We start from the raw sequence: 13,934 nt of genomic DNA on the forward strand, positions 1-13,934 counted from the left end.
GCCACCCACCTTTGGAACCACCACGAGTCAACTGGAGAGATTGCAATGCCGCAGGGCTCCGCAGCACATGAACCGACCCACCGGGTCCATCACCTGGCCGATGGCCGCGAGGCGATCTTCTTCGCCGACGCCAATGCCGCCGTGCCCGAACCGGTGGCCGACACCCGGCCGCTGGATCCGCGCGGGGAGCCTGGCGAACTGCGCTACGACCGGCTGACCGGGGACTGGGTGGCCGTAGCGGCCCACCGCCAGTCGCGCACCTACCTCCCGCCCAAGGAAGAATGCCCGCTGTGCCCCAGCGTCCACGGGCGGCAGAGCGAAATCCCTGCCGAGGACTTCAACGTGGTGGTTTTCGAGAACCGCTTCCCGTCCCTGGGCCCGGCACTGGGCCGGATTCCAGCGGCCGCACCGGTGCAGCAGCCGGCCCCGGCCTACGGGCGCTGCGAGGTCGTGGTGTTCACCCCCGAGCACACCGGTTCCTTCGCATCGCTGGATGATGCCCGGGCGCGCACCGTCATCGAGGCCTGGGCGCAGCGCACCGCCGCCCTGTCCGCCATGGAGGGCATTGCGCAGGTGTTCGTGTTCGAGAACCGCGGCCAGGATATCGGCGTGACCCTGCACCACCCGCATGGGCAGATCTACGCCTACCCGTACCTCGCGCCAACCGCCGCCAAGATGGCCGGCCAGGGCATCGCGCACCTGGAGAAGACCGGGCGCACCCTGATGGGCGACATCCTGGACTTCGAGCGCAAGGAGGGCACGCGCATGGTCGCCCAGGGCCAGCACTTCTCCGTGTTCGTGCCCTACGCGGCCCGCTGGCCGCTGGAAGCGCACCTGGTGCCGCACCGCCACGTGCCGGACTTCGCCGCGCTCAATGCGGACGAAAAAGCCGAGTTGGCCGTGATGTACCGGGACCTGCTGCGCGGATTCGACGCGCTGTACCCGACGCCCACCCCGTACATCGCCGCCTGGCACCAGGCTCCGCTGGAGCCCGTGGCCCGCAAGGCCTCACGGCTGCACCTGCAGCTGACCAGCCCGCGCCGGGCCGCTGACAAATTGAAGTTCCTGGCCGGATCGGAAGCTGCCATGGGCGCTTTCATCAACGACGTCCCGGCCGAGCAGACTGCTGCACGGCTGCGCGAGGTCATGCCATGAGCCGCAGCGGAACGAAGGAAACCGCGGTGCGCGTCAACGCCCTGCGCGAGAAGTTCACCAAGGCCTACGGCCACCACCCGGAAGGCATCTGGCGGGCCCCGGGACGGGTGAACCTGATCGGCGAGCACACCGACTACAACATGGGCTATGTGCTGCCCTTCGCCATCGACAAGAACGCGCTGGTGGCCGTGCGCCGCAAGTCGCAGCTGGAGCCGGGCAGCCAGGTGCTGGATTTCGCCTCCACCTACGGGGCGGGCGACGAACCGCCGGTCACCTCCATTACCCTCGATGAGCTGGTGCCCCGCGCGGTGCCCGGCTGGGCCGCCTACCCGGCCGCCGTGCTGTGGGCGCTGAGCCAGCTCGATGGCGTGCACATTGGCGGGCTGGAGCTGATGGTGGACTCCGATGTCCCGGTGGGCTCGGGCTTGTCCTCTTCGCATGCCCTGGAAGTGGCGACCATCGTGGCGCTGGACGATCTCTACGGCCTGGGCCTGTCCAAGGTGCAGATGGCCCAGCTGACCCAGCGTGCCGAGAACGAATTCGTGGGTGCTCCGACCGGGATCATGGACCAGAGCGCCTCGCTGATGTCCCATGCCCAGCATGCGCTGTTCCTGGATTGCCGATCCATGGAATCCCAATCCGTGCCGCTGCCGCTGGCGCAGCATGACGCGGTGGTCCTGGTCATGGACACCCGCGTAGAGCATTCGCACGTGGATGGCGGCTACGCCGCCCGTCGCACCAGCTGCGAGCAGGCCGCCGCGGTGCTGGAGGTAGCATCGCTGCGCGAGGTGCACAGCATCGAAGAGCTGGAGGCCATTGGGGACCCGGTAGCCAAGCGCCACGCCAAGCACATCGTGACCGAGAACCGCCGTGTCCTGGATACTGTCCGCGCGCTGCGCGAAGGCGACCTGCCCGCGGTGGGCAAGCTGCTTTGCCAGTCGCACGAATCCATGCGCGACGACTACGAGATTTCCAGCGAGGAACTGGACGCCGCCGTGGAAGCGGCCATGGCGGCCGGGGCGATCGGAGCCCGGATGACCGGTGGCGGTTTTGGCGGCAGCGCCATTGCCTTGGTCAAGCGCGAGCAGATCGAACCGGTCAGCCAGGCCGTCCGCGAAGCCTTTGACCAGGCCGGCTATGTCGAGCCGGCCATTTTCACCGTAATTGCAGACGAAGGAGCAGGCCGGGCATGAGTTGGCTAGTGACCGGCGGAGCCGGATATATCGGATCCCACGTGGTGCGTTCGCTGTCCGCGGCAGGCCTTGAGCCGGTCGTCGTGGACTCGATGTCCAGCGGGGTGCACGGCTTCGTTCCCGAACAGGTGCCGTTCTACCAGCTGAACATCCTGCAGACCGAAAAGCTCGTGGAAATCATGAAGCGCCACGAGGTCACCGGGGTCATCCACTTGGCCGGCTACAAGTATGCCGGCGAATCGGTGAAGCACCCGCTGCTGGCCTTCGAGCAGAATGTCACCGGCACCGCGCACCTGCTCGAAGCCATGGCGTCCTCCCGCGTGCACAACATGGTCTTCTCCTCCTCGGCAGCCGTCTACGGCACCCCGGACGAAGATGTGGTGACCGAATCCACCGGCACCTTCCCCGAATCCCCGTACGGACAGAGCAAGCTCGTGGGGGAATGGCTGATCCGCGACCAGGCGGTGGCTACCGGGCTGAAGCACACCTCGCTGCGCTACTTCAACGTGGTCGGCTCGGGCAGCGAAGAACTCTACGATGCCAGCCCGCACAACCTGTTCCCGCTGGTCTTCCAGGCGCTGAATGCCGGAAAGACGCCGAAGATCTTCGGCACCGACTACGACACCGAGGACGGCACCTGCGTGCGCGACTACGTGCACGTCGCCGACCTGGCGCTGGCGCACGTGGAGGCGGCCAGGAAACTGGAAGCCGGCGAGGTATTGGAGCCGGTCTACAATTTGGGCTCCGGCGATGGCGTCTCGGTGCGCCAGATCATGGATGCGGTAGCGAAGGCCACCGGCATCGGTTTCACCGCGGTGGAAGAAGCGCGCCGCCCGGGCGACCCGGCGCGCATTGTCGCCGACGGGAAGCTGGCCGCCCGCGACCTTGATTGGCAGATGCGCCATAGCCTGCAGCAGATGGTCCACAGCGCCTGGAAGGCTTCGGCCCAGCGCGGCTGATTGCGCCAAGCTGAAGCGCAGCGGCCTGGGAAACTAGCTGGTGCGCAGCGTGGCCGCGATCTGATCCATGGTCTGCGCAATCGCCAGCGATTCAGCCAGCGGCATGACCGGGGATTCGGCCAGGCCCAGGGCAATGCACTGGGCCACGTGGGCCGCTTCCCAGCCCAAACCGGCAGTAGGCGAGGTTTCCGTGAACTCGCGGCTGTCGGCGATCTTGCCGTCGGCACTGCGCAGCACCAGCCCGGAACCGCAGCAAATCGGGCGCTGGAGTTCCAAGGTGCCCTGCGTGCCGGCAATCCATGCGCCCTGCGGCGAATCGGTTTCGATGCTGCTGAAGACCGTTGCCGTGGAACCGTCTTCATTGGAGAGTACCGCGGTGAAGGTAGCGTCAACCCCGGTCTTGGCCGTGCGTCCCGAAGCGTGCAGGAGCTGCTTGGCAGGGGAGACCATGGCGCTGAAGGCAATAGGGTAGACGCCGACATCCAGCAGGGCCCCGCCGCCGAGCGCCGGGTCGTAGATGCGCGAGTCGTAGTCGACCTCGAACTTGGCGCCGAAATCAGCCTGAACGGTGATGATCTGCCCCAGGATTCCGGACTTGACGACCTGTGAAACCACATTGCCGATGGGCAGGAATCGTGACCACATGGCTTCCATGGCGAAAACTCCGGCAGCCTTGGCCGCCTCGATGATCCGGGAAGTTTGCCCGGCGTCCAGGCTCATTGGCTTCTCCACCAGGACATGCTTGCCCGCGGCGATCGCCTCGAGCGCAAGTTCTGCGTGGCCGCTGTGCGGGACGGCGATGTAGACGACGTCCACCCCAGGGTCCCCGAGCACCTCGGCATAGGAGCCGAAGGCCCGGGTTCCGGCGTCTCCGTAGGTGCGTGCGAACTGCTCGGAGCGGGCCAAGGTGCGCGAGCCGACTGCTGCGAGCCGGCTGGCGGTCAAGTCGTTCAGCGATGCGGCAAACTGCGAGGCGATCCACCCCGGCCCGAGGATGCCCCAATTCAGCGCAGGAGCCGAGGAGGGATGGGGCAGCGTGGATTCGGGTAAGGCTAGTGGCACTGAAGGCTCCGATGGCAGGAAAAAATCATGGTGGATCCTAATCAGACTAGTGGAAGGCGCAAGGCGGGGGAAGAGCCATATTCCAACGACTATTCACCGATCAGAAGCATCTTGGGGATGGCGGTTCGTGAACCCAAAGCATCATTGGAGGATCAGTGTGCATCCTCGTCACCGCCAAGGCAGCGTCCGGGCCACGGCTAGCATGCCGGCAGGCGAGCTGCCAGTAGTGCTGGCCATTCATCTGGCGACCGCAACACCGCTACGCTTCTGCCGCGCTTTCGCTGAATTCGCGACTAGATCCAGCGGAATATCCCTGCTATCGCGCAGCGGGCGGGCGGTAGCCTCGCGGGCTTCTCGCACTTAGCGGTGGGCCATGGCATCGAAAAGCGCACGGGCGGAAACTCGGATTGGGCGAGCACATCCCCTCAAGGGTCCTGCTGGAAGCGCGCAGTAATATCCGGGATCCCATCCTCGCCGCCGGCGCCAGCGATGGGCTGGCTGGTAAGCCTCAATTGCTGAGCCAACCGCCTGGCTACAGGTCGACCGCGTTGGCCAGCACCGGTAGCTGCTTGCGAGCGGCCTGGACCTGACTGAGATCCAGATCGACTACCAGCAGCTCGGGTTCTGCACCGGCCCGGGCAATAATGCGTCCTAGCGGATCAACCACCACCGAATGCCCGACGCCCAAAGGCGCGGTACCGGTGATCTTGCGTCCAATGCTTTCAGGATCAGCCTGGTCCACTGCCACCACGAACGTCGTCGCGTCCAAGGCGCGGGCCTGCGCAAGGGTGGTCCACTGCTCGGCCTTGCCCTCGCCCTGGCCCCACGAAGCGCTGACGATATTGACCGCTGCACCAGCCTTCGCATGGCGGGTGAACAAGCGCGGGAACCGCAAGTCGTAGCAGGTGGCCAAACCGATCGTCGTTCCCTCATGCTCGAACTGCACCGGAGAAGTTCCGGGCGTCACCGAATCCGACTCGGCATAGCCGAAGGCATCGTAGAGGTGGATCTTGTCATAGTGGGTAACTACGCCTTCACCGGCGACCAGCAAGGTGTTGCGTACCCGGCCGCCTTCACCGGGGGTGAACATGCCCACGGCAATGGTGATGCCTATATCCCGCGCCTGCTGGCGGATCAGTGTAGCCCAGGGCCCATCCAGGGGTTGCGCGTACTTGGCGAGATCGTGGCCGAAGGAAACCTGCATGGCCTCGGGGAAGACCACCAGCGAGGCGCCTGCTTCCTTTGCCCGGCGCGCATGATCGCGCACTGTTACCAGATTGCGCTGCGGATCAGCGGTGCTCAGAACCTGCGCCAAAGCGATTCTCATGGGATAGTCCTTTCCTGCTGCCAGCTGCTGGCTATGCGCTACCTTCACGACTCTACGCAGTAGCGATCAGCGAAGCTACATCCGGGCCATCTGCACCTCTTCACGGCCCTTGGACACCGACATCACGTCCTTTTGGCGCTCACCGTCCACCTGGGCAGCCAAGGCATCCAGCTGCGACATTGATTCCAGGGATAAGCGGACATCCAGCGCCCCCAGATTATCCTCGAAGTGCGCGCTGAAGCGGGTCCCCGGAATCGGGGAGACGGCCACATTGAATGCGCGTGCTTTTTCATAAACCCACGCCAGTGACACCTGGGCGGTTGAAACACCTTCGCGCTGGGCCACCTCCGCGATGACTTGCCGCAATGGATGGTTGTGCTGCATGCGGGCCGCTTCGAAGCGCGGGAAGTTATGGCGGATGTCGTTGGCTTCAAGCTGCTGCAGGGAATCAACTTCTCCGGTGAAGTACCCGCGACCCAGCGACGCGTAGGTCACCAGGCCCACGCCGAGTTCACTGGCGGCTGGCAAGAGCCATCTTTCGATGTCCCGGCTGAAAATCGAGTACTCCATCTGGATCGCGGAAATTGGATGCACCTTGTGGGCTCGGCGCAGCTCCTCGGAAGTCACTTCGGACAAGCCGATGTGCCGGGCCTTCCCTGCTTCGACTAGCTCCTTGTAGGCTCCGACAGTCTCCTCGATTGGCACCCGGGAATCCACCCGGTGGTAGTAGTACAGGTCAACGTGGTCTACGCCCAGCCGCTGCAGGCTCGCATCCATGCATTTCTTGATGAAGTCCGGGTCGCCATTAGCGCGTGGGTCTCCCGGATTCTTCGGACGCACGATGCCCGCCTTGGTTGCCAGGGTGACTTCGCCGCGACGGGTTTTGAGCACCTGCGAGAGCAGGGTTTCGTTGTGCCCTTCGCCGTAGATGTTGGCGGTATCCAGGAACGTGACGCCGCGATCAAGAACATGGTTCAAGGTGCGCAGGGATTCGGCATCGTCGGCCGATCCGTAGGGCCCGCTCAGGGACATGCAACCAAAACCCTGCGAGGTGGCTTCCAACCCCTGGCCGAGGTCGATGCTGTTTGCGATCTGCTGTGCCATGGTGGTCCTTCGAGTAGTCAGTTTCTCTCTTCTTGAGCCTAGCGAAGCAGGATTCAGCGGTCATCATGTTCCGTGATTTATTGAGTTCCGTGAACTGCGGCCGAAACGACACACCGTAGCTAAAGTGGCAATGACCAGCATAAAGAGACTGTGTCTCACTTCTGCCCTTGAATCTCAGAGTAAAATTCTTGCCATGGGAAGCGTGGTTCGCGATCGAGTGCGCGAAAAGATGAAAGTCGAGTTGGCGGAACAGGTTTATGCCGTGTTCGCCGAACGCGGCATGGAGAACGTCACCGCCCAGCAGGCAGCCCAGGCAATCGGAATATCCCGTGCCACGTTCTTCCGGTACTTCTCGTCAAAAGAGGACGCGGTAGTTACTGCGTTGCGTTCCATGACCGCGCACTTCTCCGACATGGCCAGCTCCATGTCTTCGCATCCGGGCGAGAGCTTGTTGGAGCTTTTGCGCCGCAGCTTTGAATCGGCAGTAGTATTCGCTGAGCAGGATCCGGTGGCGATGCAGGGCCGCATTGAGCTGGTCAGGAGCACCCCTGCGCTCCGGGCCAGCTGGCAGGAATCCCGGCGAGAGCAGCAGGTAGCGCTGGCCCAGGCGCTGTCGCCGTTCTGCGCGAACCAGCGGCTGGCTGAAACCGCCGCGTTGCTGGGTCTGGCCCTTTACGACCATGCACTGACCCGTTGGGTTGGGACGGCGGGCAGTACACTTCGCGAGATCCTCGATGAAGCCTTCGACTTCGCGGCCATGATCGATGACAACTGGGCGGAGAAGCGCTAGCAACCGCTACAGGCTACGGCAAGCGAAGCACCTTGATCGCCTCGGCCAAGTACGGTTCCGGGCTGGGGTCAGCAGATTGCGCCCAGCTGATCCATGCTGCAAAAGTCACCGTGCCGAAGGCCAGCGCCAGATAGGGCGCCGTCTGCGCGCTGACCCCGCCTTCCGAGAAATGCCGCAGCACCCGCTCGTTGTCCTTGCCCATCCGCATCGAGGCCTGGGCCAGGAGCTCGGGCTGGTCAGCGATAAGCCTCAGGCGTCCTCGCGTGACCTCCGGATCCGGCAGCGAATCGAAAGCTGCCACCGCAGCAGCGTGCATGGCACCCACCAGGTCGTGGCCCTCCTGCTTCGCCGAGGCGAAGGCGCCGTCCGAAATGGCCGAAGCTTCCAGCAGGCCGCCCCACACCAAATCCGCCTTGGAAGCGAAATAGCGGTAGAGGCTCTTGCGTCCGATTCCCGCTTCTTCGGCAATTTGCGCCATCGAGACTTCGCCATAGCCATGCTTGGCGAAGAGCGCCAGGGCGGTGCGGGCCACGGAGTCGGGATCAATGGACTGCGGGCGCCCAGGCAGGTGCGTGGCAACGGAATCTCGGGTGTCAGGCATATCCCAATTATGGCCCATTGAGTTAAGACACAGTGTGTCATAACATGAAACTACCAATTCATCGGCAACCAGAAGGAACGGTTATGGGCATGGAAAACGCATGGCAGGAAAAGGTCACCGCAGAACGTTTTGCCGGCAAGACAGTGGTGGTCACTGGCGCCGGTTCGGGCATCGGCAAGGCCACCGCGCTGCGCGTGGCCAAGGAAGGCGGCAAGGTGATCGCCGCGGACATCAGCCGCGAACGGCTCGATGAGCTTGTTGCCGAGAACCCGGATCTGGACGTTGCCGTTGTGGCCGGCGACATCACCGACCAAGCGGTAGTGGACCAGGTAGTGGCAGCTGGCGAGGGGCGGATCGATGCGCTGGCCAACGTCGCCGGCATTATGGACAAGTTCGAGCCGATCCACGAGATCGAGGACTCGACCTGGGAACGGGTCATGAATGTGAACGTCAATTCCGTTCTGAAGCTGACCCGTTCGGTGGTCCCGCTGATGCTCGAGGCCGGCCAGGGCAACGTGGTCAATGTGGCTTCGGAAGCTGGCCTGCGCGGCTCGGCCGCCGGCGTCGCATACACGGCCTCGAAGCACGCGGTCATCGGCATGACCAAGAACTCGGCTGTCATGTACGGCAAGAAGGGGCTGCGTTTCAACGCAGTGGCTCCGGGTGCGGTGCAGACCAATATCGAGGCTCCAATGGCCTCCGAATTTGCCCAGCAGGTAATCCCTCCGCTGATGGGCATCATTCCGGGCATGGCTACCGCAAGTCAGCTCGCCGCCTCGATCACCTTCCTGCTCAGCGAGGACAGCACCAACATCAACGGCGTGGTCCTGGCTTCAGATACCGGCTGGAGCGCCATCTAGCAAGGCCTGCCTGGAGACGAGTTTCCCTGCCAGCAGGTGGAACGGCCATCGGCCGGGGTGCACTGGAAAGCTCCAGTGCACCCCGGCCGATTAGCTCTCAAGGTCCCCGCAGTTTTCCGTGCGGCAACCGCCTGACTCAGCTGCGCGCTTCTGCGCGTTCCTCATCGGGGTAGCTTTTTTGCGTGGCCGCAGCTGCTTCGGCTTCGGTTGCCGGGCTCATATCGAACTTGAGCAGGGCCTCCGGGGTGGGGCCACCGCCGAACTTCGGTGAAGGCTGGCCGCCGTTGGCTACGCGTTCGGCCTCCATGGCTTCCCATTCCTCATCGCGTCCGAGCATGCGGGCCGAGTCCTCATTGGTGATTTCCCCGGCGAAGGCGCGCTTCATTGCCTCGCGGTCGAACTGCCCTTCCCATTTGGCGACCACGAAGGTGGCCACGCAGTTGCCCAGCAGGTTCACGGCAACGCGCATCGAATCCATGATGCGGTCCGCGCCCAGCAACAGGGCCACGCCGGCCACCGGGAAGATGCCCAGGGCGGCTGCCGTCGCCGATAGGGCCAAGAACGAGGATCCAGGGACGCCGGCCATGCCCTTGGAAGTCAGCAGCAGGATGCCCAGGGCGGCAAGCTGCTGGCCAAAGCTGAGATTGTGGCCGAACGCCTGGGCCAGGAACAGCAGCGAGATGGACAAGTAGATGGCCGCACCGTCGAGGTTGAAGGAATATCCGGTCGGGACCACCAAGCCGGTGGTGGCGCGGGAGCATCCGGCGTTGGTCAGCTTGGTCATGATGCGAGGCATCACCGACTCGGTTGATGCGGTGCCCAGGGCCAGCAGGAATTCCTCGCGGGTGTACTTGATGAATTGCCACAGCGGAACCCGGGCAAATCCCCAGGCGATCAGGAAGAGGATGCCGATGAACAGCAGGGCCGCGGCGTAGCAGGCGAGAATTAATTTCGCATAGGTGCCCAGTGTCTCGATGCCGTATTGGCCGATGATGAAGCCCATGGCGCCGAAGGCACCCAGGGGTGCGACCCGCATGACCCAGCTCATGACCTTGAAGATCAGCTCCAGGACGTTCTCGAACACCGCGAGCAGTGGTGCGCAGCGTTCCTGGCCGACCACCACGATGGCTGCGCCGAAGAAGACCGAGAAGAACAACACCTGCAGCAAGTTATTATCCGCGAAGGCGCCGATGACGCTGACCGGGATGATTCCCAGGATGAAGTCGGCGGCCCCCTTGGCCTCTCCGGATTTCTCTTCGATGGCCCCGGCGTCGAGGGATGACGGGTCGATGTTCAACCCGGCGCCTGGCTGGAAGAGGTTGGCAATGATCAGGCCGAAGACCAGGGCGAAGAGTGTGGCGCAGGTGAAGTAGACCAATGCCTTGACGCCAACGCGTCCCACTGCCTTGACATCGCCCACCGCCGCAATGCCGGTGACAATCACCAGGAAGATCAGCGGGGCGATGATCATCTTGATCAGCATGATGAATCCGTCGCCCAGCGGGCGCAACTCGGATCCGACCTTCGGCAGGAAGTGGCCGATCAAGACGCCGGCGACGATTGCGACGCCAAGCTGGAAGAACAGGGAAGTGTAGAAAGGTTTCTTGGGGGTTGGCTCAGCGACCCGGAAGTCGTCTGCGGATTTGATTTTCATGGCTGCTCCTGAGGATGGACTCGCTCCGAGGTATGTGCCCGTGGCTTGGATGGTGTCAACTGTAAGGCACGTCACAATATTCCGCAATGAAAAAAGATAATTTCGTTATGCGGAATGGATTCCTTCTGGATTATGGAATTAATCCGTGTTTGATAGGCATTTATCTGGCTCCGAGTACCGCTGTGCCGATGGCGGCAGCGTTGGGCGTGTCACGCGCCATCGGGGGCTCGTGCTGTGCCGCGCGGGGCCGGCGAGGAATGAACCCGGGGGTACCGCTGTTCTTGATGCAGGGATCCCGGTTATTGCGCGTCGGGCAATCGGGCTGTGTCGCCCGGGCTGGCCGCCGTAAGCTGACCCTACCTGGAAGTCGCGGATGGCTTACTGGGATCATGGACAAAGGTGGAACCCACCGATTACTTCCAGCAGGATTGAGAGCACTCACTTATGAGCATGGAAAGCGCCGCCTGGCATTCGCTATGGAAGCTGTCAGGAGACAAGGGCAAGGCCTACGCTCCAACCACGCCTAAGCGAGTGCTGAAGTTCGCAGCCAGCTACAAGTCCCGGCTGCTGGTCTTCGTCGTCTTCTCCATCTTCGCCGCAGTCCTGGCCGTGATCACCCCGGTGCTCGCTGGACGGGTGGTCGACGAAGTCGTCGCGCAATCCGGGGTGCGGACGATCATCAACTTGGCTCTGGTCATGGCGGGGATCGCGATCCTGGATGCGGTGGTGTCCGTAGTGGTCCGCTGGTTCTCCTCGCGCTTGGGCGAGGGCATCATCTATGACCTGCGCACCGCAGTCTTCGACCATGTGCAGAAGATGCCGGTGGCATTCTTCTCGCGCACCAGGACCGGTGCGCTGGTCAGCCGCTTGAACAACGATGTCATCGGCGCGCAATCCGCCTTCGCCGGAACCCTTTCCGGGCTGGTCTCCAATACCGTGGCGCTGGTGCTCACCGCTGCGGTCATGTTCACCACCTCGTGGCAGGTCACGCTGATCGCTCTGGTGCTGCTGCCGATTTTCCTCTTGCCCGCCCGCCATTTCGGCAGGTCCGTGGCCCTGCTGCGCCGTGAATCCGCGGACCTGAACGCGACCATGGGCAACCAGATGACCGAGCGCTTCTCCGCCCCCGGCGCCACCTTGATCAAGCTTTTCGGCCGTCCCAAGGACGAGTCCGAGCAGTTCGCGCTGCGTGCCGGCAAGGTGCGGGATATCGGCGTCAAGATGGCCATGCGCCAGTTCTACTTCGTCGCCGCACTGACCCTGGTTGCGGCCCTGGCACTCGCCCTGGTCTACGGTCTGGGCGGCATGTACGCGGTACGTGGCGATCTGGCCGCCGGCGACGTGGTGGTCCTGGGCATGCTGCTCACCCGCCTCTACACGCCGCTGACCGCACTGGCCAACGCGCGCGTGGAAATCACCAGCGCGCTGGTCAGCTTCGACCGGGTCTTCGAGGTGCTGGACTTGGAGCCGCTGATTGCCGATGCCCCGAACGCCCGCCGCCTCGAGGCCGGGGCGGTGCCGGTGAGATTCAACCACGTGAGCTTCTCCTACCCGAGCGCCGACAAGGTCTCGCTGGCTTCGCTGGAAGAAGTCGCCATCCTGGACACCCGCGGCGGCGAAGAGGTCCTGCACGATATCGACTTCGAGATCCCCGCGGGCCAAACCTACGCGCTGGTCGGCTCCTCGGGTGCGGGCAAGTCCACCATCGCCTCGCTGCTGGCGCGCCTGTACGACGTGGATTCGGGCAGTGTTGAACTGGCCGGCGAGGATATCCGCCAGCTTGAGCTCGATTCGCTGCGTTCGACGGTGTCCATGGTGACCCAGGACGGGCACCTCTTCCACGAGAGCATCCGCTCCAACCTGACGCTGGCCCGGCCCGAAGCGACCGAAGAGCAGATCTGGGAGGCGCTGGAGCGTGCCCGGCTGAAGCCGGTGATCGCTTCCTTGCCCGATGGCCTGGATACCGTGGTGGGCGAGCGGGGCTACCGGCTTTCCGGTGGCGAACGCCAGCGCATGACCATTGCCCGTCTGCTGCTGGCAGCACCCCAGGTAGTCATCCTGGATGAGGCGACGGCGGCCCTGGACTCGTCGAATGAAGCGGCGGTGCAGGCGGCGCTGGGCGAGGCGCTGGCAGACCGCACGGCGCTGATCATTGCCCACCGCCTGTCGACCATCCGCTCGGCGGACCAGATCCTGGTCGTGGAGGGCGGGCGCATCGTCGAGCGCGGAACCCACAGCGAGCTGCTGGCCTTTGGCGGACGCTATAGCGAGCTGCACGAAACCCAGTTCGCGCAGTAGCACGCCTGTTCGCCGGCTCCATAGGTGTTCCGGCACCAGCGCGAACTGAGATGCCCGCCTGGGCGGTCGATGCCATCGACTGCCCAGGCGGGCATCTTTGCTTGCGTGCCGGAATCGCCAAGCGCGGCTAGTCCGCCGCGGCCACCAGCTGGCGTCCCAGCTCGCGGGCCGCCTCCTGCAATACCGGCACCGCGCTGTCGATGAAGGCCTCGTCAACGCGGGTCACCGGCCCGGAAACCGAGATGGCCATCGGCGTTGGCGCGCCCGGTACTGGCACGGCGATGCAGCGAACCCCTAGTTCCTGCTCTTCCTCGTCGATGGCGTAGCCGCGTTCGCGGGTGGCCTCGACATCGGTGAACAGCTTGCCCAGGGTGGTGATGGTGTTCGCGGTCTTCGGGGGCATGCCCGCCTGCGAGACCAAACGCTGCACGCGCTCGTCATCCAGCACCGAGAGCACGGCCTTGCCGACCCCGGAATTGTGCAGCATGGCGCGGCGTCCGACTTCGGTGATCATGCGCATCGAGTGGGCTGACTGCACCTGGGCGATGTAGGTGACCATGTCTCCGTCGAGCACCGCGATATTCGCCGATTCGCCCAGCTTCGCGACCAGATCCTTCAGCGCAGGGGAGGCCAAGGCGCCCAGCTGGCGGTTGGCTACCTCGCCCAGCCGGATCAGCCGCGGGCCCAGTGAATAGCGGCGGTTGGGCAGCTGGCGCACGTAGCCCACTCCGACCAGGGTGCGCAGCAGGCGGTGGATGGTCGGCAATGGCAGGGGAGTATCGGCGGCAAGCTCGCTGAGCGCGGCTTCTCCGCCGGCACGGGCGATGACTTCCAGGAGCTCGAAAGCACGTTCGACGGACTGGACGCCGCCGGTGGTGGACTTGCTGGAAGTCTGCGTCATCTTTGCTCCTAATAAAGGCACTGGTTTCGG

Annotated in this window: 12 protein-coding genes; 6 read left to right on the forward strand and 6 right to left on the reverse strand. The window is 64.1% G+C overall.

The window, feature by feature from the left end; genetic code table 11:
• Positions 1-45: 45 nt before the first annotated feature.
• Genes galT through galE form a run of 3 tightly spaced genes read left to right on the forward strand, consistent with a single transcriptional unit; the run spans position 46 to position 3,307 of the window.
• A complete protein-coding gene (gene galT, locus ACP3TE_RS07750) occupies positions 46-1,155 on the forward strand; it encodes a galactose-1-phosphate uridylyltransferase (RefSeq protein ID WP_426735923.1) in 1,110 nt (369 codons plus the stop codon).
• Positions 1,152-2,348, forward strand: coding sequence for a galactokinase (gene galK, locus ACP3TE_RS07755; protein WP_426735925.1), 1,197 nt, complete (start codon positions 1,152-1,154; stop codon positions 2,346-2,348). Before galT ends, galK begins: the two co-directional genes overlap by 4 nt.
• Complete coding sequence (gene galE, locus ACP3TE_RS07760) at positions 2,345-3,307, forward strand: UDP-glucose 4-epimerase GalE (RefSeq protein WP_105656519.1); 963 nt, start codon at positions 2,345-2,347, stop codon at positions 3,305-3,307. The genes galK and galE overlap by 4 nt, the downstream gene beginning before the upstream one ends.
• Before the next feature lie 33 nt (positions 3,308-3,340).
• Here galE and ACP3TE_RS07765 read toward each other — a convergent pair whose 3' ends face one another.
• The 3 genes from ACP3TE_RS07765 to ACP3TE_RS07775 form a co-directional block, all read right to left on the reverse strand.
• The gene (locus ACP3TE_RS07765; RefSeq protein ID WP_426735927.1) at positions 3,341-4,369 is read right to left on the reverse strand and encodes a Gfo/Idh/MocA family protein; all 1,029 of its coding nucleotides are present in this window, start codon (positions 4,367-4,369) and stop codon (positions 3,341-3,343) included.
• 532 nt (positions 4,370-4,901) lie between these two features.
• Positions 4,902-5,696, reverse strand: coding sequence for a carbon-nitrogen hydrolase family protein (locus tag ACP3TE_RS07770; protein WP_426735929.1), 795 nt, complete (start codon positions 5,694-5,696; stop codon positions 4,902-4,904).
• 75 nt (positions 5,697-5,771) lie between these two features.
• Entirely contained in the window at positions 5,772-6,800 is a 1,029-nt protein-coding gene (locus tag ACP3TE_RS07775; RefSeq protein WP_105656516.1) for an aldo/keto reductase, read from the reverse strand.
• A 193-nt stretch (positions 6,801-6,993) separates the two neighbouring features.
• On the opposite strand from ACP3TE_RS07775, the gene ACP3TE_RS07780 reads away from it, so the two are divergent.
• Positions 6,994-7,590, forward strand: a complete 597-nt coding sequence (locus ACP3TE_RS07780; protein WP_181148784.1) for a TetR family transcriptional regulator — start codon at positions 6,994-6,996, stop codon at positions 7,588-7,590.
• Positions 7,591-7,603: 13 nt separating this feature from the next.
• On the opposite strand, the gene ACP3TE_RS07785 is transcribed toward ACP3TE_RS07780, so the two are convergent.
• Positions 7,604-8,191 (reverse strand): TetR family transcriptional regulator, encoded by a 588-nt coding sequence (locus tag ACP3TE_RS07785; protein WP_105656514.1) that lies wholly within the window; start codon positions 8,189-8,191, stop codon positions 7,604-7,606.
• 89 nt (positions 8,192-8,280) lie between these two features.
• Here ACP3TE_RS07785 and ACP3TE_RS07790 point away from each other — a divergent pair, with 89 nt between their 5' ends.
• Complete coding sequence (locus ACP3TE_RS07790) at positions 8,281-9,051, forward strand: SDR family NAD(P)-dependent oxidoreductase (protein WP_353615983.1); 771 nt, start codon at positions 8,281-8,283, stop codon at positions 9,049-9,051.
• A 136-nt stretch (positions 9,052-9,187) separates the two neighbouring features.
• On the opposite strand, the gene ACP3TE_RS07795 is transcribed toward ACP3TE_RS07790, so the two are convergent.
• The gene (locus ACP3TE_RS07795) at positions 9,188-10,705 is read right to left on the reverse strand and encodes a cation:dicarboxylate symporter family transporter (RefSeq protein WP_105656512.1); all 1,518 of its coding nucleotides are present in this window, start codon (positions 10,703-10,705) and stop codon (positions 9,188-9,190) included.
• Between the two features lie 444 nt (positions 10,706-11,149).
• Here ACP3TE_RS07795 and ACP3TE_RS07800 point away from each other — a divergent pair, with 444 nt between their 5' ends.
• Positions 11,150-13,003 carry an ABC transporter ATP-binding protein gene (locus tag ACP3TE_RS07800; protein ID WP_105656511.1) on the forward strand — a complete coding sequence of 618 codons (1,854 nt, stop codon included), beginning with the start codon at positions 11,150-11,152 and terminating at the stop codon, positions 13,001-13,003.
• Positions 13,004-13,130: 127 nt separating this feature from the next.
• Here the strand turns inward: ACP3TE_RS07800 and ACP3TE_RS07805 are convergent, their stop codons facing one another.
• Complete coding sequence (locus tag ACP3TE_RS07805; RefSeq protein ID WP_105656510.1) at positions 13,131-13,904, reverse strand: IclR family transcriptional regulator; 774 nt, start codon at positions 13,902-13,904, stop codon at positions 13,131-13,133.
• Positions 13,905-13,934 lie beyond the last annotated feature (30 nt).

Origin of the sequence: Glutamicibacter sp. 2E12 (genome assembly GCF_050030965.1) — a bacterium.
Lineage (GTDB): Bacteria > Actinomycetota > Actinomycetes > Actinomycetales > Micrococcaceae > Glutamicibacter.

Bases quoted from the DNA above. Each gene is read 5' to 3' on its own strand.
- ACP3TE_RS07770 (WP_426735929.1), bottom strand. From the start codon at position 5,696: ATGAGAATCGCTTTGGCGCAGGTTCTGAGCACCGCTGATCCGCAGCGC.
- ACP3TE_RS07800 (WP_105656511.1), top strand. From the start codon at position 11,150: ATGAGCATGGAAAGCGCCGCCTGGCATTCGCTATGGAAGCTGTCAGGA.
- galT (WP_426735923.1), top strand. From the start codon at position 46: ATGCCGCAGGGCTCCGCAGCACATGAACCGACCCACCGGGTCCATCAC.
- ACP3TE_RS07785 (WP_105656514.1), bottom strand. From the start codon at position 8,191: ATGCCTGACACCCGAGATTCCGTTGCCACGCACCTGCCTGGGCGCCCG.
- ACP3TE_RS07805 (WP_105656510.1), bottom strand. From the start codon at position 13,904: ATGACGCAGACTTCCAGCAAGTCCACCACCGGCGGCGTCCAGTCCGTC.
- ACP3TE_RS07775 (WP_105656516.1), bottom strand. From the start codon at position 6,800: ATGGCACAGCAGATCGCAAACAGCATCGACCTCGGCCAGGGGTTGGAA.
- ACP3TE_RS07795 (WP_105656512.1), bottom strand. From the start codon at position 10,705: ATGAAAATCAAATCCGCAGACGACTTCCGGGTCGCTGAGCCAACCCCC.
- ACP3TE_RS07780 (WP_181148784.1), top strand. From the start codon at position 6,994: ATGGGAAGCGTGGTTCGCGATCGAGTGCGCGAAAAGATGAAAGTCGAG.
- galK (WP_426735925.1), top strand. From the start codon at position 1,152: ATGAGCCGCAGCGGAACGAAGGAAACCGCGGTGCGCGTCAACGCCCTG.
- ACP3TE_RS07790 (WP_353615983.1), top strand. From the start codon at position 8,281: ATGGAAAACGCATGGCAGGAAAAGGTCACCGCAGAACGTTTTGCCGGC.
- galE (WP_105656519.1), top strand. From the start codon at position 2,345: ATGAGTTGGCTAGTGACCGGCGGAGCCGGATATATCGGATCCCACGTG.